Source organism: Parasphingorhabdus sp. SCSIO 66989 (genome assembly GCF_032852305.1).
GTDB classification, from domain to species: Bacteria; Pseudomonadota; Alphaproteobacteria; order Sphingomonadales; family Sphingomonadaceae; genus Alterisphingorhabdus; species Alterisphingorhabdus coralli.
This window is the reverse complement of sequence record NZ_CP136594.1, coordinates 1,907,342-1,926,496: the sequence shown is the minus strand read 5'-3', so window position 1 is coordinate 1,926,496 and position 19,155 is coordinate 1,907,342. Positions and strand designations below refer to the sequence as shown.

17 protein-coding genes are annotated in these 19,155 nt (G+C 57.2%); 4 read left to right on the top strand and 13 right to left on the bottom strand.

Features of this window, described 5'->3' with window-relative positions; genetic code table 11:
* Window positions 1-3: 3 nt before the first annotated feature.
* The 10 genes from scpA to pgi all read right to left on the bottom strand — a co-directional run bounded on the left by scpA (window position 4) and on the right by pgi (window position 11,068).
* Entirely contained in the window at window positions 4-2,136 is a 2,133-nt protein-coding gene (gene scpA / locus RB602_RS09020) for a methylmalonyl-CoA mutase (RefSeq protein ID WP_317080235.1), read from the bottom strand.
* A 110-nt stretch (window positions 2,137-2,246) separates the two neighbouring features.
* Complete coding sequence (locus RB602_RS09015; RefSeq protein ID WP_406568342.1) at window positions 2,247-3,044, bottom strand: enoyl-CoA hydratase-related protein; 798 nt, start codon at window positions 3,042-3,044, stop codon at window positions 2,247-2,249.
* Window positions 3,045-3,162: 118 nt separating this feature from the next.
* Window positions 3,163-3,597: a methylmalonyl-CoA epimerase gene (mce, locus tag RB602_RS09010; protein ID WP_317080233.1), complete on the bottom strand. Its 435-nt coding sequence runs from the start codon at window positions 3,595-3,597 to the stop codon at window positions 3,163-3,165.
* On the bottom strand, window positions 3,594-3,806 hold the full coding sequence (locus tag RB602_RS09005; protein ID WP_317080232.1) for a hypothetical protein: 213 nt from the start codon (window positions 3,804-3,806) through the stop codon (window positions 3,594-3,596). The genes mce and RB602_RS09005 overlap by 4 nt, the downstream gene beginning before the upstream one ends.
* Window positions 3,803-4,102 carry a hypothetical protein gene (locus RB602_RS09000; RefSeq protein WP_317080231.1) on the bottom strand — a complete coding sequence of 100 codons (300 nt, stop codon included), beginning with the start codon at window positions 4,100-4,102 and terminating at the stop codon, window positions 3,803-3,805. The genes RB602_RS09005 and RB602_RS09000 overlap by 4 nt, the downstream gene beginning before the upstream one ends.
* Window positions 4,103-4,171: 69 nt before the next feature.
* On the bottom strand, window positions 4,172-5,173 hold the full coding sequence (locus RB602_RS08995; RefSeq protein WP_317080230.1) for a DUF808 domain-containing protein: 1,002 nt from the start codon (window positions 5,171-5,173) through the stop codon (window positions 4,172-4,174).
* Window positions 5,174-5,496: 323 nt separating this feature from the next.
* Window positions 5,497-7,029 (bottom strand): acyl-CoA carboxylase subunit beta, encoded by a 1,533-nt coding sequence (locus RB602_RS08990; RefSeq protein WP_317080229.1) that lies wholly within the window; start codon window positions 7,027-7,029, stop codon window positions 5,497-5,499.
* A 70-nt stretch (window positions 7,030-7,099) separates the two neighbouring features.
* On the bottom strand, window positions 7,100-8,128 hold the full coding sequence (locus RB602_RS08985; RefSeq protein WP_317080228.1) for an NAD-dependent epimerase/dehydratase family protein: 1,029 nt from the start codon (window positions 8,126-8,128) through the stop codon (window positions 7,100-7,102).
* 45 nt (window positions 8,129-8,173) lie between these two features.
* Window positions 8,174-9,523 carry a glutathione-disulfide reductase gene (gene gorA / locus RB602_RS08980; RefSeq protein ID WP_317080227.1) on the bottom strand — a complete coding sequence of 450 codons (1,350 nt, stop codon included), beginning with the start codon at window positions 9,521-9,523 and terminating at the stop codon, window positions 8,174-8,176.
* A 30-nt stretch (window positions 9,524-9,553) separates the two neighbouring features.
* Window positions 9,554-11,068, bottom strand: coding sequence for a glucose-6-phosphate isomerase (pgi, locus tag RB602_RS08975; protein ID WP_317084471.1), 1,515 nt, complete (start codon window positions 11,066-11,068; stop codon window positions 9,554-9,556).
* 96 nt (window positions 11,069-11,164) lie between these two features.
* Between pgi and lepB the strand changes: the two genes are divergently transcribed.
* From lepB to era, 3 genes are read left to right on the top strand one after another with little or no spacing between them, the layout of a single operon-like run.
* On the top strand, window positions 11,165-12,025 hold the full coding sequence (gene lepB, locus RB602_RS08970) for a signal peptidase I (protein WP_317080226.1): 861 nt from the start codon (window positions 11,165-11,167) through the stop codon (window positions 12,023-12,025).
* Window positions 12,022-12,693, top strand: coding sequence for a ribonuclease III (gene rnc, locus RB602_RS08965; RefSeq protein ID WP_317080225.1), 672 nt, complete (start codon window positions 12,022-12,024; stop codon window positions 12,691-12,693). The genes lepB and rnc overlap by 4 nt, the downstream gene beginning before the upstream one ends.
* Window positions 12,690-13,595 (top strand): GTPase Era, encoded by a 906-nt coding sequence (gene era / locus RB602_RS08960; RefSeq protein WP_317080224.1) that lies wholly within the window; start codon window positions 12,690-12,692, stop codon window positions 13,593-13,595. The genes rnc and era overlap by 4 nt, the downstream gene beginning before the upstream one ends.
* A 143-nt stretch (window positions 13,596-13,738) precedes the next feature.
* Here era and topA read toward each other — a convergent pair whose 3' ends face one another.
* The 3 genes from topA to plsY form a co-directional block, all read right to left on the bottom strand.
* Window positions 13,739-16,309 (bottom strand): type I DNA topoisomerase, encoded by a 2,571-nt coding sequence (topA, locus tag RB602_RS08955; RefSeq protein WP_317080223.1) that lies wholly within the window; start codon window positions 16,307-16,309, stop codon window positions 13,739-13,741.
* A 104-nt stretch (window positions 16,310-16,413) separates the two neighbouring features.
* Entirely contained in the window at window positions 16,414-17,595 is a 1,182-nt protein-coding gene (gene dprA, locus RB602_RS08950) for a DNA-processing protein DprA (protein ID WP_317084469.1), read from the bottom strand.
* A 4-nt stretch (window positions 17,596-17,599) separates the two neighbouring features.
* Window positions 17,600-18,211, bottom strand: a complete 612-nt coding sequence (plsY, locus tag RB602_RS08945; RefSeq protein WP_317080222.1) for a glycerol-3-phosphate 1-O-acyltransferase PlsY — start codon at window positions 18,209-18,211, stop codon at window positions 17,600-17,602.
* A 99-nt stretch (window positions 18,212-18,310) separates the two neighbouring features.
* Between plsY and murI the strand changes: the two genes are divergently transcribed.
* On the top strand, window positions 18,311-19,111 hold the full coding sequence (murI, locus tag RB602_RS08940; RefSeq protein ID WP_317080221.1) for a glutamate racemase: 801 nt from the start codon (window positions 18,311-18,313) through the stop codon (window positions 19,109-19,111).
* Window positions 19,112-19,155: the final 44 nt, after the last annotated feature.

The window sequence follows — 19,155 nt, the reverse complement described above, 5'->3', positions numbered from 1 at the left end:
CAATCATTCCGCCGCTTCGTCCAGCGGCGGCATATTGTGGCCCAACAGACGCAACACATCAGCGGCGCATTCGACGATATTGGAACCGGGGCCATAAATCCCGATCACACCATTATCGCGCAGATGCTGATAATCCTGTTGCGGGATCACGCCACCGGCAAACACCTTGATATCCGGCCTGCCCGCTTCTTTGAGTTTGCCGATCAGTTCGGGGATCAGCGTATTATGTCCGGCGGCAAGGCTGGAAGCGCCGATGGCATCGACATCCTCGGAAATCGCCTGCTCCATGGTTTCCTGCGGCGTCTGAAAAAGCGGGCCGGAAACCACCTCAAAGCCCATATCGGTGAAGGCTGAGGCGACGACATTTGCGCCGCGATCATGACCATCCTGTCCCATTTTGGCGACCATGATTTTTGGTGCCTTACCATTGCGCGCCTTGATGCTTTCCACCGCATCCACGACCTGCGCATAGCGGGCATCATTGGCATGCGCCGCGCCATAGATTCCGCGAACCGGATTTGGCTGGGTGGCATAGCGGCCAAATACCGCTTCCATAGCGGCGCTGATCTCACCCAAGGTGCAGCGTGCGCGTGCCGCTTCAACCGCCAGGCCCAGCATATTGCCATCCGCCTTGGCACCTTCGGTAATCGCTGTCAGAGCTGCCTGTGCCTTGACCTCATCGCGTTCGGCGCGCGTCTTTTCGATGCGCTTGATCTGTTCAGCGCGGACCTTGGCATTATCGATTTCGAGAATATCGACCGGCGGCTCGTCTTCCAAGCGGTATTTATTGACGCCGACAATGACATCTTCGCCCTTGTCGACCCGCGCCTGACGTGCAGCGGCAGACTCCTCGATCCGCTGTTTGGGCAAGCCGCTGGCAATGGCTTCGGTCATGCCGCCTGCCGCATCAGCCTCGGCAATCAGCGCTTCGGCCTTCTCGACCAGCTCATTGGTCAGCGCCTCGATATAATAGCTGCCACCCAGCGGATCGACGACATTGGTCATGCCGGTCTCTTCCTGCAGGATCAGCTGGGTGTTGCGCGCCAGACGTGCCGAGAAATCGGTGGGCAGCGCAATTGCTTCGTCGAAACTGTTGGTGTGCAGGCTCTGGGTGCCGCCAAAGGTCGCGGCCATCGCCTCAATCGTGGTGCGGATGATATTGTTATACGGGTCTTGCTCGGTGAGCGATACACCGCTGGTCTGACAATGCGTACGCAGCATCTGGCTGCGGGCATTGCCGCCAAAATCGGCGATGATCTTGGACCATAAGGTCCGCGCCGCGCGCAACTTGGCCACCTCCATAAAAAAGTTCATGCCGATGCCGAAGAAGAAGCTTAAGCGTCCGGCAAAAGCATCAATATTCATGCCTCTGTCGAGCGCAGCCTTCACATATTCCTTGCCGTCGGCGAGGGTATAGGCGAGCTCCTGCACCGCCGTCGCACCAGCCTCATGCATATGGTAGCCCGAAATCGAGATCGAGTTGAAGCGCGGCATATGTTCGGCGGTATAGGCGATGATATCGGCGATAATCCGCATCGAGGGCGCAGGCGGATAGATATAGGTGTTGCGCACCATGAATTCTTTGAGGATGTCGTTCTGGATCGTGCCCGAGAGCTGATCCTGCGCCACGCCCTGCTCTTCCGCCGCGACGATATAAAAGGCCAGACACGGGATCACCGCGCCGTTCATCGTCATCGAGACGGACATTTTGTCGAGCGGAATCTGGTCGAAGAGAATCTGCATATCGGCGAGCGTATCGATGGCGACACCCGCCTTGCCGACATCGCCCGTCACGCGCTCATGATCGCTGTCATAGCCACGATGGGTGGCGAGATCGAAAGCGACTGACAGCCCCTTCTGCCCGGCGGCGAGATTGCGGCGGTAAAAGGCGTTGGACTCTTCAGCGGTTGAGAAACCGGCATATTGGCGGATGGTCCATGGCCGCCCGGCATACATGCTGGCCTTCACCCCACGGGTATAGGGCGCAAAGCCGGGAAGGCCCGGATCAGGCGCATCCTCGCCGGTATAGAGCGGTTTGACATGGATGCCTTCAGGCGTGTCCCAACCGAGAGCACGGCCCTTTACTTCCTTGTCCTTAAGGGCATTCCAGTCATTCAGAGTCGGTTTGTCTGTCATGGGCAATCATATAACCGTTGGCCCTGAGCTTGTCGAAGGGCGTCTGTCCGTTGCGCGAAACGTGCTTCGATCCTTCGACAGGCTCAGGATCAGCACTGGCGGTATGGAATTCACTTCCCTGTAAACTGCGCCTTTTCCTTCTTGAGGAACGCCACCGCGCCAATACGCGCATCGTCGCTATTGCCTGCCTCGCGTTGGGCATTCGCCTCGGCATCAAGCGCTTCGGCATAGCTGCGGTCGAGATTTTCCACAGCCAGACGGCGCATGAGACCCAGCGCCATGGTCGGCCCTTCGGCGAGACGTTTGGCCAGCGCAAGTGCCTCGTCCATCAGGCTGTCATTATCGACGACCTTGTGCACCATGCCCCATTCATAGGCTCTGTCCGCGCGAATCTTTTCGCCCAGCATCATCATCTCCATCGCCCGCGCCTTGCCAATCAGCCGCGGCAGCATCCATGTCGCGCCGCCATCGGGCACCAGGCCGATATTGACGAATGCTTGCAGGAAATACGCGCTTTCTGATGCAACAACAAAGTCACCAGCCAGCCCCATGGAACAGCCGACGCCCGCCGCCGGACCATTGACCGCCGTGACCAAGGGAATAGGCAATTCCGCCAGCGCCCGCATCATCGGGTTATAGGCATAGTTGAGCGACCATTTGGCACCATCACCGCCAAGACCACGCGAGCTTCCGTCGCTGCCAGCGGCCAGATCGGCACCCGAACAGAAGGCGCGGCCCTCGCCAGTCATCAGCACACAGCGTGCGCCTTCGCTGACTGCCTGTGCCAATGCATCGCTGATTTCCGTGGCCATTTCCACCGGTGCGGCGTTGAGCCGCTCGGGGCGATTCAGGGTGATGGTGGCGATATTGTCGCTGAGGTCATATTTGATGGTCTGAAACTCTGACATGGACATCCTCTCTCTTTTTTCGTCACGCTGTACGCGTTTCAGCATCTGGCGCCACGTTAGTTAGGGCATGGGGAATATGATTCTGAAACAAGCTCAAGATAACAACGGTTTTATTTTGCTACCCGTCTTTCGGCGTTTCCATTATCTCGGTCAAGACCCCACCCATATCTTTGGGATGCACAAAGAAAATCAGTGTGCCATGCGCGCCGATACGCGGCTCGCCGAGAACCTTTTTGCCCATGGCTTCAAATTCGGCCTTGGCGACATGGATATCGGGCACCTCATAGCACATATGATGCTGCCCGCCTTTGGGGTTGGCTTTGAGAAAACCGTGAATTGGCGAATCCTCGCCCAGTGGCTCAATCAATTCGATCTGCGTGCCCTGGCCGCCGTCTTGCGCAGGCGTGTCGACAAAGCACACCTTGACGCCCTGTGCGGGCATATCGAACGGTTCATGGATTTCTGTTGCACCCATCACATCGCGGTAGAAGGCGATGCTTTCGGGAATGGATGGCGTGGCAACGCCGACATGATTCAGGGGGCCGAGTTTCATTCTTCCAACCTTTTCTGTGAAGGTGCGTTCTGCGACATCTCGATCATGGTTTCAATGCGGACGACACGTTTGTCTATCGAGACAACATAATCATTCAGGTCATCCACATCGTCGGTCAGATCAGCAATATCCTGTCGCACCTGACTCATATTATCTTGCAGAAGAAGGACATTTTTCAGCGCGCCTAACGCATCTGAAAAACTGCTCATTTGCGGATTCCTGCCTCGCGCAATGTCTTGTCAAGTTTGCTGCGGGTCTTGCGGATGGTTTTGCTCATATCTTCAAGTGAAGCATTCATAAGCGGGATAGCGTCGTTAACCTCATTAACAAGCGCTTTCAGCGCCTCTTCCTCTTCTGGTGTAGGGCCAGATTGCGGCTCCGCTATATAGCGCGCGGTAGCTTCGCGCAGCACGCTGCCAACGGATTCGCCGCGCGCCTTGGCAAAGGCTTCGAGTTCTGCCTTACGTTCCGCGCTGGTCAAATAGGTAACACGCTCATTGTGCATTATAAGCTCCTTATCATTATAAGGATATTATAATGTTTTGCGAGAATTTTCAAGCACAGTCACCACCCTTTAAGCAATCTGCTCTTCCTCATGATCGCTCGAATGCAGCAGCTTGTGCGCGATAGGCGCGATAATCGCGCCGATGGCAATACCCAATATGCCGGACAGCACCGCAAACACCAGCCATTCCACAAAACCACTGAGCCCGGCGGGAGCAATAGCGGAAAGCCAATGCCCTGCCCCCTCAATCCAATGCTCAGGCCCGTGCCAGCCCAGTACCGCAGCATTATGCACCAGCAATCCGCCGCCGACCCAGGCCATGGCCAGGGTGCCGACAATCGAGATGGTGGTCAGCAGCTTGGGCATAAACGCGACTAGGCCGCGACCGAAGGCGGCGGTTGCGCCAGTATTTTCCTTGGCGAGATGCAGGCCGATATCATCCATTTTGACGATCAGTGCGACCGCGCCATAGACCACCACGGTAATCGCAACGCCGATCAGCGCCAGCACCAGCGCTTGTTGCCACCAGACTTCCTCGGCTACTTCGGAGAGGGCGATGGCCATGATCTCCGCCGACAGGATCAGGTCGGTGCGGATCGCGCCCGATGCCATTTCCTCCTCGCGCTCTGGCCCGACGGCCACAGCGGGTTCCTCATGCACATTGGTCTCATCGACCTTGAGCCATTCCAGCACCTTTTCCGCCGCCTCGTAGCTGAGGAACAGCCCGCCGATAATCAGAATGATCGGGATCAGAAACGGCGCAAACTGGCCAAGCAGCACCGCAATCGGCAACAGGATCACCAGCTTGTTGAAAAACGAGCCCTTGGCGATGCGCCAGATCAGCGGCAATTCGCGCGCCGGCGAAAAGCCGGTGACATAGCTTGGCGTCACCGCCGCATCGTCAATCACCACCCCGGCAGTCTTGGTCCCTGCCCGCGCTGCGGCTGTGCCGATGTCATCGGCTGAGGCCGCAGCGACTTTGGCCATCGCGGCGGCGTCATCGATCGATGCAGCGGCGGCTTTAGCGATGGCGGCTACATCATCGAGAAGGGCAACTAGGCCTGAGGGCATTAGAAATCTCGTGTGTGTTCGGAAATGAGCAAAGTTTTGACTAAGATCTAACGATCTCGGTCCCTATTAATATTCTTCAAACCTGCCTCCCAAATATGAAATCAACCAGAAGACAAAGGCTGAACTAAAAAAACTTGCCCACAACGTTGAAATCCAGAAGAAAAATGGAGTGTCTTGCCTATCGAAAGGACCAAATTGCCCTGCGTGAAATAGCTTCGGAACAATGAAGTACATTTGGCCAGTCTTAAGCCCATTAATGAGGGTTTTAGACCCTATGTAAGATATCCCCAAAGAGACGATACCAAAGATAACTGCTATGGAGTTCATAGCGGAATATTATCATGCTTCTTCCAGGGGTTCTCCAGCTGCTTGTTGCGCAGCTTGCGTAGCCCCAGCGCGATCCGTTTCCGCGTCGAATGCGGCATAATCACCTCGTCGATAAAGCCCTTGGCCGCCGCCACAAACGGGTTGGCGAAGCGGTCTTCATATTCCTTGGTGCGCTCGGCGATCTTTTCCGGATCGCCCATCTCCTTGCGAAAGATAATCTCCACCGCGCCTTTTGCGCCCATCACCGCGATTTCGGCGCTGGGCCAGGCATAGTTGAGGTCTCCGCGCAGATGCTTTGAGGCCATCACATCATAGGCGCCGCCATAGGCCTTGCGGGTGATGACGGTGATTTTCGGCACCGTCGCCTCGGCATAGGCGAAGAGCAGTTTCGCGCCATGTTTGATAATGCCGCCATATTCCTGCGCCGTGCCCGGCAGGAAGCCCGGCACATCGACAAAGGTGATGATCGGAATATCAAAAGCATCGCAGAAGCGGACAAAGCGCCCGGCCTTTTTCGACGCGCCGATATCGAGACAGCCGGCAAGCACCATCGGCTGATTGGCAACCACACCGACAGTGCGCCCCTCCACCCGGCCAAAACCGCAGATGATATTGGCCGCATGTGCTGGCTGAATCTCGAAGAAATCCCCTTCGTCGAGTGTCTTGCGGATCAGCTCATGCATATCATAGGGCTGGTTGGGGTTATCGGGGATCAGCGTATCAAGGCTGTCCTCAATCCGGTCCCAGGCATCGGCGGTGGGGCGTTCGGGAACATCCTCGCGATTGGAGAGCGGCAGAAAGTCAATCATGCGCCGCGCCGCCAGCAGCGCCTCGATATCATTGTCATAGGCGACATCTGCGACTGAGGTTTTGGTGGTGTGCGTCACCGCCCCACCCAGCTCTTCCTGCGTCACCACCTCATTGGTCACCGTCTTGACCACATCGGGGCCGGTGACGAACATGTAGCTCGAGTCCTTCACCATGAAGATAAAGTCGGTCATCGCGGGCGAATAAACCGCACCACCAGCACACGGCCCCATGATCAGCGACAATTGCGGCACCACACCGCTTGCGAGCACATTGCGCTGGAACACTTCGGCATAGCCACCCAGGGATGCGACACCTTCCTGAATACGCGCACCGCCCGAGTCATTCAGACCAATAACCGGCGCGCCGACCTTCATCGCCATGTCCATCACCTTGCAGATTTTCTCTGCATGGCGTTCGGACAGCGAGCCGCCGAATACAGTGAAGTCCTGGCTGAAGACATAGACCAAACGGCCATTGATCGTGCCCGATCCGGTGACAACACCATCGCCGGGGATCTTCTGATCCGCCATGCCGAAATCGGTGCAATTATGCTCGACATATTGGTCAAGCTCTTCAAAGCTGTCCGGATCAAGCAGGATATCGAGACGTTCGCGCGCGGTCAGCTTGCCCTTGGCATGCTGGGCGTCGATCCGTTTCTGACCACCGCCCAGATGCGCCGCTTCGCGCTTGGCTTCCAGCGCCTCGATAATATCCTGCATAGATGCACCCTCTTGCTCTTTGAAATTATGCTGTTGCGATACGGCCCAGCCAAAGGGCTGGCAAGGCCTGTCAGCCCTTTATGATGCCATGCGCGACCAGACTGCGCGCCGTGTCCTCAATCGACTGTTCTGCAGGGATATAATCAAAGCCTAGCGTTTTGGTGGTATGGCTGCCGTCAACATCGCGCAAATTGCCAAGCTCACCTTTGACCTGTTTCATCTCGGCCATAAACAGCGCGAGAATCTTGACCAGAAAATCCGGCATATTTCCGGTAGGAACCTTCTTGGCATGCTCCGGCACACGCTGGCGCAGTGTTGCGGCCATATCGGCCATCCATAAAAAACTCTGGCTGGCGGGGAAACGCTCGCCATTTACGGTTTCCGCAGGCGCTTCAAGCGCCAACAGATGCGTTTTAGCAACGTCGCGCACATCAACCACGCCTATTCCCATATTGGGGATGAGCGGCACCGAGCCATCCATAAGCATTTTGATCATCTCGACCGAGGTAGATAGATCATCATTCTCGACCGGGCCAAGCACAGCCACCGGATTAACCGAACAAAACTCCATCTCGGGCGCGTTTTCCAAGACCCAATCACGCGCCGCGCGTTCGGCAACGGTCTTGGACTGGATATAGGGCGCGACATTGGGCGCGTCGAGATTGGTCCAGTCATTCTGGTCAAAAAGCGTCTTGGCTCCGCCATGGCCATAGGCAATTGCGGCTGCTGAACTGGTCTGAACAAAGCGGGTGACGCCCGCATCTTTGGCAAAGCGCAAGGCGCGCAATGTGCCTTCGCGCGCCGGGACGATCAGTTCATCGGCATTGCTCGGCACCGCCATAGGGAAAGGTGAAGCGACATGCGCGACATGGGTGCAGCCCTGATTGGCCTCGGCCCAGCCACTATCGGACATCAGATCGGCTTCGAATATTTGCAACCTGTCGCCCGCATCCGGCCAGCGATTGCGCAATCTGCTCTCGCTTTTTGCTTTTGAGCGAACCGTGGTGTTGACTGCCCAGCCTTTCTTCAAAAGCTGGTCGATCAATTCGCCGCCAATATAGCCGGTACCGCCGGTTACCAGAACGCGCTGCTCGGTCATGGCTCTCTCCTTTCAGGATTAAGCCATGACCGTAATAGGTGCTGCCTATTTCAGCAAGACCAGTTCCTCGGCCATGCTGGGGTGCAGCGCAACCGTCGCGTCAAAATCATCCTTGGTGAGGCCCGCCTTCACCGCAACAGCCGCCGCCTGCAAGATTTCCGGTGCATCAGGACCGATCATATGCAGACCCAGGATTTTGCCGGTCGGATGCTCGACTACCATTTTGTAGAGGCTGCGCTCATGCCTATCAGCAAAGACATTGCGCATGGCGCGGAAATCCGAGGAATAGACACGGATATTGCCATAGCGATTGCGTGCTTCGCCTTCGGTGAGGCCGACTGAGGCAATCGGCGGCTGCGAGAATACCGCGGACGGGATGCAGTTATAGTCCACCGTTTTCGGATTGTTGTTAAACACCGTCTCGGCAAAAGCCTGACCCTCGCGAATGGCGACAGGGGTCAGCTGTACCCGGTCGGTGACATCACCAACGGCATAGATGCTCTCAACATTGGTGCGGCTATATTCATCAACCTTAATCGCACCATCATCGCTGATCTCGACACCCGCATTTTCCAAACCTAGGCCCTCGATTTTCGGGCGTCGTCCGGTTGCAGCCAGCACGACGTCGGCGACAACCGGCATCTCACGGCCATCCATATAGACATCGAGCGCGCCATCTTCGCGCTTCTCTATCTTGTCGAAGGTGCAGTTGAAACGATAGTTGATGCCCTTGCTCATGCCGATCTGCAGCAGGCGGTCACGGAGGCTTTCGTCATAACCGCGCAGGATCACATCAGAGCGGTTGACGACAAACACCTCGCTACCAAGACCATTGAAAATCCCGGCAAATTCATTGGCAATGTAACCGCCGCCGGAAATGATGACGAGATTGGGCAGCTTCTCGAGATGGAACATATCGTTCGAGGTCGACATATGTTCGCTGCCCGGAAAATCCGAAATAACCGGCCATGCACCGGTGGCGATCAGGATATATTTCGCCGTAACCGTTTTGCCGCTGGCCAGCTTGACTTCATGGGGTCCGGCAATCTCGGCGCGCTCCAGGATGATCTCAACATCATGGTTTTGCAGCGTATCGGTATAGGCACTGTTCAATCGATCCACATCTTTCAGGACATGATCGCGCAGGGTGTGCCAGTCAAACCGGGCATTGTCCCACGTCCAGCCAAAATTCTTGCCGTCTTCCAGCTCTTCAGAGAAGTGCGAACCATAGACCAGCATCTTTTTCGGCACACAGCCACGGATAACGCAGGTGCCGCCAACGCGATACTCTTCGGCAACGGCGACTTTGGCGCCAAACGAGGCAGAAACCCGCGCAGCACGGACACCGCCCGAGCCGGCGCCAATGACAAACAGGTCATAATCATAATCGGTCATAATCTTCGGATTCCTTCTATCGGCGGCTGGTTATTGCAAGCCAACGCGGCTCAGCAGCGCCTGTGTTGAGGGATCAAATGCCGTATCGGCATCAGTTGCTATGGATTTGGCGATTGCTTTGCCCAATTCAACACCGAACTGGTCAAACGGGTTGATGTTCATAAACACCGCATTGGCAAAAACGCGGTGCTCATAAAAGGCGATCAATGCGCCCAGAGCTGCGGGTGACACATCATCGAGCAAGATGGTGGTTGAGGGTCGATCACCACCATAATGGCGGTGTGGGTCATCCGATGCCCTGCCCTGCATCAATGCCGCGCCTTGGGCGAAGCAGTTGGAGAGCAATATCGCATGATGTTCCGGGTCGAGATCATGACCCGGCTCTGCGCTGGCGACAAATTCGATCGGCAGAATATGCGTACCCTGATGCAGTAACTGGAAAACGGCATGTTGCGCATCGGTGCCGACCCCGCCCCAGCTTATCGCGGCTGTCGGTACATCAACCACGTCACCGTTGAGCGTCACTGACTTACCATTACTCTCCATCTCCAATTGCTGAAGATAATCAGGCAGCAGCCGCAGCCGCTCATCATAGGCGAATATCGCCCGCGTTTGCGCCTTGCGACCGCGCGCATAATATTGATCGACGCAAGCAGCAAGGATCGGCGCGTTGCGTTCAAAAGGCGCGTCGCGGAAATGCGCATCCATCGCCGCAGCGCCGGCCAGCAGTGCGTCAAACGCTTCTTGCCCGCCCGCCAGAGCGAAGGGAAAGCCAATGGATGACCATAGCGAATAGCGACCGCCTACGGTTTCGGAAAATGGCAAGATGCGCGCATCATCAATGCCCCATTCGCTCGCTTTTTCCGGCGCGGCGGTGAGCGCAATGCAACGGCCATAGGGGTCTTCGACACCCTCTTGCTTGAGCCAGTTCACCGCGCTTTCCGCATTGCGCAGTGTTTCGGTCGTGGTGAATGTCTTGGAAGCGATGGCGATCATGGTTGTCTGCGGATCACAGGCGGCAAACGCCTCTGCCAGCGCCGCGCCATCCACATTGGAGACGATATGAACATCGCATTGTGCATCCTCACGCGCCAGGGCGTCGTACAGCATATCCGGCCCCAGCGCCGACCCGCCAATGCCGATATGGATAAGATGCTTGATCTCGCCAAAAGCCCCGGCCTGAATAGCGCCCACCAGCCCATACATGCGTTGTCGCAGGCTAAAGGCACGCTCTACCGCCTCAGTGGCTCCGGTGCCGCGCTCAGCACTGTGCTCAGCTGCCCGCTCTTCGGTAATATTAATCACCTCGCCACCAAATAACCGCTCCCGTGCGGCTGAAAGATGAAACTTCTCAGCCATCTCGGCGAACCTGCCCACATCATCAGTCGTCAGATGCGTCTTACTGAAATCAAAATAGAGCGTGGCATCGCCGCAATTAACGTCGAGCGAGAGGCGCGAAAGCCGCTCTGAGTCTTCCGCGAACATATCCTCGATCGGCGTGCTTGCGGCAGCGGCTTTATCCAACCATGCCCATGATTGCGTCATTTCGATACTCCATGCAGAAACTGGCCGGGCATGACGCCGCTTGACCTTGTCGGGCCATGCCGCCAAAGCGGGCATAAAGTCAACAAGGGCCAAAGAATGAGCGAAGAAAGTGCCAAAACTGCCGAAACGGTGGACGAAAAGGCCAATACACAAAAAGAAGAATGGACCGATTTCTTCAAATTTCTCATAAAGTTGTTGCTGGTCATTCTGATTTTCCGCAGCTTTGTCTTCTCGCCGTTCAACATTCCGTCGGAATCGATGCAGCCACGGTTGCTGATCGGTGACTATCTGTTCGTCAGCAAATGGTCCTATGGTTACAGCAAGTACAGCCTGCCCTATTCCGTGCCGCTAATCCCGGGGCGCATTTTCGCCAGCGAGCCGGAACGCGGCGATGTGGTGGTGTTCAAGGCACCGCCCGTGAATGATGTCGATTATATCAAGCGCGTCATCGGGTTGCCCGGTGACACGGTGCAGATCGTCAATGGCGAGGTGGTGCTGAACGGGACACTTGTCCCGCGCGAGAAGCTCTCTGATTTCGTCATCCCGGTGACCGAGAATATGATCAGCGCCAATGATGGTGAACCCTGTTACCGGCCGGAATTTGAGGAACGGGCTGAGGATGGCACGCGGCATTGCCGCTATCCGCGCTATCGCGAGACCCTGCCCAATGGCAAAAGCTATGCGGTGCTGGACCTGCAAAATGCCGGTTTCCCCGACAATAGTGGCGTCTATACCGTGCCGGAGGAACATATGTTCCTGATGGGTGACAATCGCGACCGCAGTCAGGACAGCCGCTTCCCACAGGTTGCAGGACAAGGCATTGGCATGGTCCCGCAGGAGAATCTCGTCGGAAAGGCCTCCTTCACCGTTTTCTCCACCGATGGCTCAGCGTCATGGCTCCTGCCGTGGACATGGTTCACTGCCGCCCGTTGGGATCGCATTGGAGAAGGGTTTTGAGCGATAGCGACCTTGATGGTTTTCTCGGCGATTTACTGCCCGCACCGGCAAAGGATGCATCGCTGTTTGAAACCGCTTTCACCCATGGCAGTGCGGGCAAGCGGGACGACTATCAACGCCTTGAATTCCTCGGCGACCGCGTTCTCGGCCTGACTATTGCGGATGCGCTCTATCGGCAATTTCCCGATGAACCAGAGGGACAGCTTTCCACACGGTTGAATCGGCTTGTGTCCCGCGCCAGCTGTGCCGAAGTTGCGCGCAGCCTTGATCTTGCGCCGCATATCATTCTCGGCAAGCAGGCGCGCGATGATGGCGGGCGTGAAAGCGACAATATATTGGGTGACGTCATGGAGGCATTGATTGGCGCGCTGTATCTCGACCAGGGCATGGAAGCGGCGCAGCAGTTCATCATGCAGCATTGGCAAGGACGGATGGACAGCGCCGGTGCGCCCGACAAACACCCCAAGTCATTGCTGCAGGAATGGGCTGCGGCCAACCAACGCAGAACGCCGGAATATACGCTGGTCGAACGCTCTGGGCCTGACCATGCGCTGCATTTTACAGTTGAAGCGGCTATCCCCTCTGTCGGCTCGGTCACTGCAACCGGACGCAGCAAGCAGGAAGCTGAAACCGCCGCCGCCCAGGCCTTTTTGAAGCAATATACATGAGCGATACCATGGCTTTACGATGCGGAACTGTAGCGCTGATCGGCGCGCCCAATGCCGGGAAATCTACGCTGGTTAATCAGCTGGTGGGGCAAAAGGTCGCGATTACGAGCTCCAAGGCGCAAACCACGCGGACGCGCATGACGGGCATCGCGCTGCTCGGCAACACCCAGGCGATGATCCTTGATACGCCGGGGATATTCGACGGCAAAGACCGCATGGACCGAGCCATGGTCGCCGCCGCGCGCGATAGCCTGGAAGGCGCGGATGTGGTGCTGGTAATGCGTGATGCCTCGCGCAAAAAACACCATCCCGATGAGCGGATTATGGAGTTTCTGACTGGCTATAAGGGCCATGTCGTTCTGATCCTCAACAAGGTGGATCGCGCTGACAAGCCACAGCTGTTGCTGTTGGCGGAGGAGATGTCGGCGCAGATTGGTGCGGAAGAGACGTTCTTTACCAATTCGCTAACCGGCGAAGGTATTGATCCGCTGCGCGACTATCTGGAGCGGACGCTGCCAGAGGGGCCTTGGCATTATCCCGAGGAACAGGTCAGCGATGTGAGCCAGCGACTCTTCGCCGCCGAGGTCACCCGCGAACAGCTATACCATCAGCTTCATGCCGAACTGCCCTATGCCAGTGTGGTGGTGACCGAAAAATATGAGGAACGCGCTGACGGCTCGCTGGAAATTCACCAGCAAATACTGGTCGAGCGCGAGACGCAGAAGGCGATTATTCTTGGCAAGGGCGGCAGCCGGATCAAGGAAATCGGCGCCAAGGCGCGCCAGGAGCTAGGCGGTTTGATCGAGGCGCCGGTGCATCTCTATCTGCACGTGAAAGTCGACCCCAATTGGCGCGATACCAAGGATGTATATAGCGAAATTGGCTTGGAGTGGGGGCAGTAGATATTCCTCCCCGCCTGCGGGGAGGTGGCTCGCCATAGCTTTAGCGAAGGCGAGACGGAGGGGGATTTCCACTTGCGCTGTGCCCGAAGGCTCGCCCCCTCCACCACCTTCGGTGGTCCCCCTCCCCGTAAGCGGGGAGGATATCAGCTCTTAGCGGCTGCCTTCTTCTTAGCCGGTGCCTTTTTCTTGGCCGTTGTTTTCTTCTTAGTAGCAGCCTTCTTTTTCGGCGCTGCTTTTTTGCGCTTCTTTGCTGGTCCCTTGGCAGCACGCTCAGCGATCAGCGCTATCGCTTCTTCCAGCGTCAGCGCATCCTTGTCCTTGTCGCGAGGAATAGTGGCGTTGGTGGTGCCATCGGTGACATAGGGACCATAGCGGCCATCCATCACCTTGATATCGGCTTCGGTGTCCGGGTTCTTACCCAACACCTTGAGCGGTTCCGCCTTGCCCCGCCCGCGACCGGGACGGTTCGCCGCTTCGGCCAACTTGACCACCGCGGCATTCATGCCGGTCTCAAACACCTCAGCAGTGGACTGCAACTTAGCGTATTTGCCCTCATGCACCAGATAAGGCCCGTAACGGCCGATACTGGCGGAGATATCCTTGCCCGTTTCGGGGTGCGGACCCAGCACACGCGGCAAGGACAGCAGCTTCAGCGCCCATTCGAGATCAATATCTGCGCGCGGCAGGTCTTTAGGGATCGACGCACGCTGAGGCTTTTCGCCCTCACCTGCCCGACGCTCAATATAGGGCCCGAACCGCCCGGTCTTGATGCTGATATCCTCGCCGGTCTCGGGATCCTGACCAAGAACCTGCGGCCCCGTATCCTCACCATCATCCGCACCGCCCGGTTGAGCGAAGCGGCGAGTATATTTGCATTCGGGATAGTTGGAACAGGCGACAAAAGCGCCATAACGGCCGCCCCGCAGCGCCAGCTTGCCATCGGCACAGGCCGGACAGGCGCGCGGATCGCTGCCGTCTTCCTTTTTTGGGAAGAGATAGGGCTCAAGGAAAATATCGAGTTCCTTGGTGATATCCGACGGCTTCTGCTCCATCACCTCATCGGTCTTGGGCTTGAAGTCGCGCCAGAAATCGCTCAGCAGCTTCTGCCAATCCTCACGTCCACCGCTGACATCGTCGAGCAGTTCTTCGAGATCCGCAGTAAAGTCATATTCGACATAGCGGGTGAAGAAGCGTTCAAGAAATGCGATCAACAGCCGCCCACTTTCCTCTGCAAAGAAACGATTTTTCTCTACGCGGACGTAATTGCGATCCTTCAGCACCTGCAAGGTCGCGGCATAGGTCGAAGGGCGACCAATGCCCTTTTCTTCCAGAGTCTTAACCAGACTGGCCTCGCTATAGCGCGGCGGCGGTTGAGTAAAGTGCTGGGTGCTTTCGACCGAGAGACAGGTCGGGCAATCACCCTTGCTCATTGGCGGGAGAATGCCCTCTTCCTCATCGCGCTTGTCGTCCGAACCTTCTTCATAAAGCGTCAGAAAACCCGGGAATTTGACCACCTGACCGGTGACACGCAGGCCATGCTGACCGGTGCCATCAAGCAGCGACACCGTGGTGCGTTCCAGCGAGGCTGATGCCATCTGGCTTGCCAATGCGCGCTTATAGATCAGGTCGTAAAGCTTGCCATGATCGCCACTGCCCGCCTTGTCACGGCTGAAATCAGTGGGACGGATCGCCTCATGCGCTTCCTGGGCGTTTTTGGCCTTGCTACTATAGTGTCGCGGTTTTTCTGGCAGATAGCCGCCCGAATAGCGCGAGGAAATGGCATTGCGCGCCGCGGAAATCGCGCTGCCGTCCATCTGCACACCATCGGTCCGCATATAGGTGATCGCGCCATCTTCATAGAGGCGTTGCGCGATACGCATGGTGTGGCTGGCGGCAAAGCCGAGCTTACGTGCCGCTTCCTGTTGCAAGGTCGATGTGGTGAAAGGCGGCGGCGGGTTGCGCCGCATGGGCTTGGTTTCGACACTTTCGACGCGGAAAGTGCTGTCCTCGACGATCTTCTTCGCCGCGTCTGCCGCGCCCTTGTCACCGATGGAGAGTTTATCGAGTTTCTCGCCATTAAGCTGCACCAGACGCGCAGTAAATTGCTGACCGCCCTGCTCCATCTCAGCTGCAACCGACCAATATTCTTGCGGAACAAAGGCCTCAATCTCGCGCTCACGCGTCACCACCAGACGCAGCGCAACCGATTGCACCCGTCCGGCAGATTTCGCACCCGGCAATTTGCGCCACAACACTGGCGAGAGAGTAAAGCCCACCAGATAATCCAGTGCGCGGCGGGCGCGATAGGCATCGATCAGATCATCATCCAGCTCGCGCGGACTCGCCATGGCGTCCAGCACCGCTTTTTTGGTGATGGCGTTAAAGGTCACCCGGTCGACGCTATCGGGCAGCGCCTTGCGCTTTTTCAGAACCTCCAAAACGTGCCAGCTAATCGCCTCACCCTCACGGTCGGGGTCAGTCGCCAGCACCACACGGCTTGACTCTTTCGCCGCATCGGTGATCGCTTTAAGCTGCTTGGTCTTGTCGCCATAATTCTGCCAGGTCATGGCAAAACCATCATCCGGATCGACCGAACCATCTTTAGGCGGCAGGTCGCGGACATGACCATAGGATGCAAGAACGCGATAGTCTCCGCCGAGATATTTTTCGATGGTTTTGGCCTTGGCGGGGGATTCGACAATCACAAGCTGCATAGGGTCCAGAGCCTTTCCATGAGCGACAATTCACGCCGTTAAGTGGGCGCGCCTATCGCTTTTGTCCAGTGGCGTCCAGCTTTTCGTGGTTCAGGGTAGTACGATCAATCGCTCTCTGCGCGCTGAACCTTACCCCCGGCAAGGCGGGTCAATTGCCCGGTAATCTCCAGTTCGACCAGCACCGCCTGCACCCGCTCCACCGCCATTTCACTAAGAACCGCAAGGTCGTTGACGGTGATCGGCGCGAAGCTGAGATGGGCCGAGATGCGGTCATGGTCTGAGGCTATATCCTCTGGATCAATGGCGATGGGTGGTTCGGCTTCCGTAGGTACCAATGTTGGCTCAAGCATCTCTTCCAACAGACGTGGTTCCGCTGCAGCGGGAGCCTGATTGCTGTCAGCCACTGCTGCAACATCACCGATATTGGCCAGTGCTTCCAGAATATCATCAACATTGCGCACCAGCGTAGCGCCTTCGCGGATCAGGCCGTTGCAACCCTCGGAACGCTTGTCCAGCGGCGAGCCGGGAATAGCCAAAACCTCACGCCCCTGCTCATTGGCCAGCCTCGCGGTGATCAGCGAACCGGAACGCGGCGCAGCCTCCACCACCAACGTCGCATAGGAGAGGCCCGCAATAATCCGGTTGCGGAAGGGAAAATGCCGCGCCAATGGCTCGGTGCCGGGCGGGTATTCGGTAATCAGCAGACCAATTTCGGCAATTGTCCGCTGCAGATCGGCATTTTCCGGCGGATATTGCAGATCAATGCCCGATGCGATCACTGCTATCGTCATTGCGCTGACGTCATGACTGCCCTGTATGGCTCCCTGATGCGCCTGTGTATCAATCCCCCGCGCCAGACCGGAGACTGTGACGATGCCCTGTTCCGCCACTCCCGATGCCAGTTGAAAAGCCAGCTTGCGTGCGGCCGCAGAGCTGTTGCGCGCGCCGACCATGGCGAGTGTCGGACGACTTGCCAGACTGGTATCGCCCGCGACTATAAGAACCGGTGGCGGGTTTTCCATATGGCTGAGCAATGGCGGATAATCCAAGCCACCACTAACAACATGCTGAGCCCCAAGGCGCTGCACACTATCTATCTCGCGCTCAATATCGTCAGCCTTGGCGATAATGACCTGTTTCTTGCCCGCCCGACTGGCGAGATCAGGCAGCGCCTCCAATGCCGCCTCGGCACTGCCAAAGCGTTGGATCAAATGATGATAGGCCACCGGGCCAATATTGCGTGATCGCGCCAGTCTCAGCGAAGCAACAAGACGGGCATGATCCATCATATCAGCTTTGCGCCTTTTTGCCCTGACCGACTTTGGGCTCTTCGCCCTTTATCAATCTGCCGATATTGTCGCGATGCCGCCAAACAACCAGCGCAGCGCAGCCAGCCAGAAGCATCGCATAGTTTGGAAATGAAAAAGTGATTGCAACCACAGGTGCGACAATCGCCGCCAACATGCCCGAGAGCGAAGAATAGCGGCTGAGCGCCAGCGTCCCGAGCCAGACCACGGCATAAGCCAGCCCGATCATCCATGACAGGCCGAGGCAAACACCCATCAGCGTCGCGACACCCTTGCCACCTTTAAAGCCCAGCCAGACCGGATAGAGATGCCCGATAAACGCCCCTGCCCCGGCAGCAATTGCGCCATTGCTATCGGGCCAAAGCGCATGCGCAATCATCACTGGAACCGCACCTTTGGCGAGATCGAGTAACAATGTCGCAGCGGCCAGTCCCTTGCGGCCGGTCCGCAAGACATTGGTCGCGCCGATATTGCCTGAACCAATCGACCGCAAATCGCCTGCCCCGGCGAGCCTGGTCAGCACCATGCCAAAGGGAATAGACCCCATGGCATAGCCCAAAAGGGCTGCAAGCCAGATGGCGCTGTTTTCTAACATGAAAGCCCTTTCATCACAGCTTCTCACACGGACTTAGGCGAGGCGTGCGACAGCGGCAAGAGAGTTGATCACTGCGTCGCGCATGCTAGAGGGCTGGCGATGACGACAGATGATCAACCCTTGTTGCTGCTCGATACCGGGGTCGGCGCGCTTTCCATCTATCCCGCTTTGCGCGCCTTATTGCCGACTGCGCCGGTGGTCTATGCCGCTGATTATGCCGGCCTGCCCTATGGCACAAAGACCGAGGAGGAGATTGCCACCCGCGTTCCTGCGATATTGGGGCGGCTGGTGGAGCGCTATGCGCCGCAGATCGTCACCATCGCCTGTAACACCGCCTCTACCATCGCGCTCGACCATGTCCGCGCCGCGCTCAGCACGCCGGTTGTCGGCACCGTCCCGGCGATCAAGCCAGCGGCGGAGATGACCAGGAGCGGAGTGATCGGCATATTGGGGACGCAGGCAACGGTGCGTCAGCCCTATGTTGATCGGCTGCATCAGGACCATGGCCCCGACACGCTGCTGCTGCGCCATGCCGCACCCGATCTGGTCGAACCGGCAGAAGCCAAGATACGCGGCGAGCGTGTCGAGATGGAGGTCTTGGCCAAGGCTCTGGCTGGTCTGCGTGAACAACCGCGTGGCGACGAGATGGACATTATCGTCCTCGCCTGTACCCATTTCCCGCTATTGCGCGAGGAACTGGCATCGCTCCTGCCCGATAATGTTGCGCTGATTGACGGAGCGGAAGGCATTGCGAGGCGAATTGTCTCGCTGGCCGGAGACCGGCAATGGCCCGAAACACGGCAAAATGGGGTGTTTGTTACCACTGGCGATAGCAAGGCGCTAACCCCCTATCACAGCCATTTTAAGAACCTTGGATTCACTGAGTTTCATACGCTGTAGCTGCGGAAATTGATTTGGAACTTATCGGTATGAGCGCCATAGTG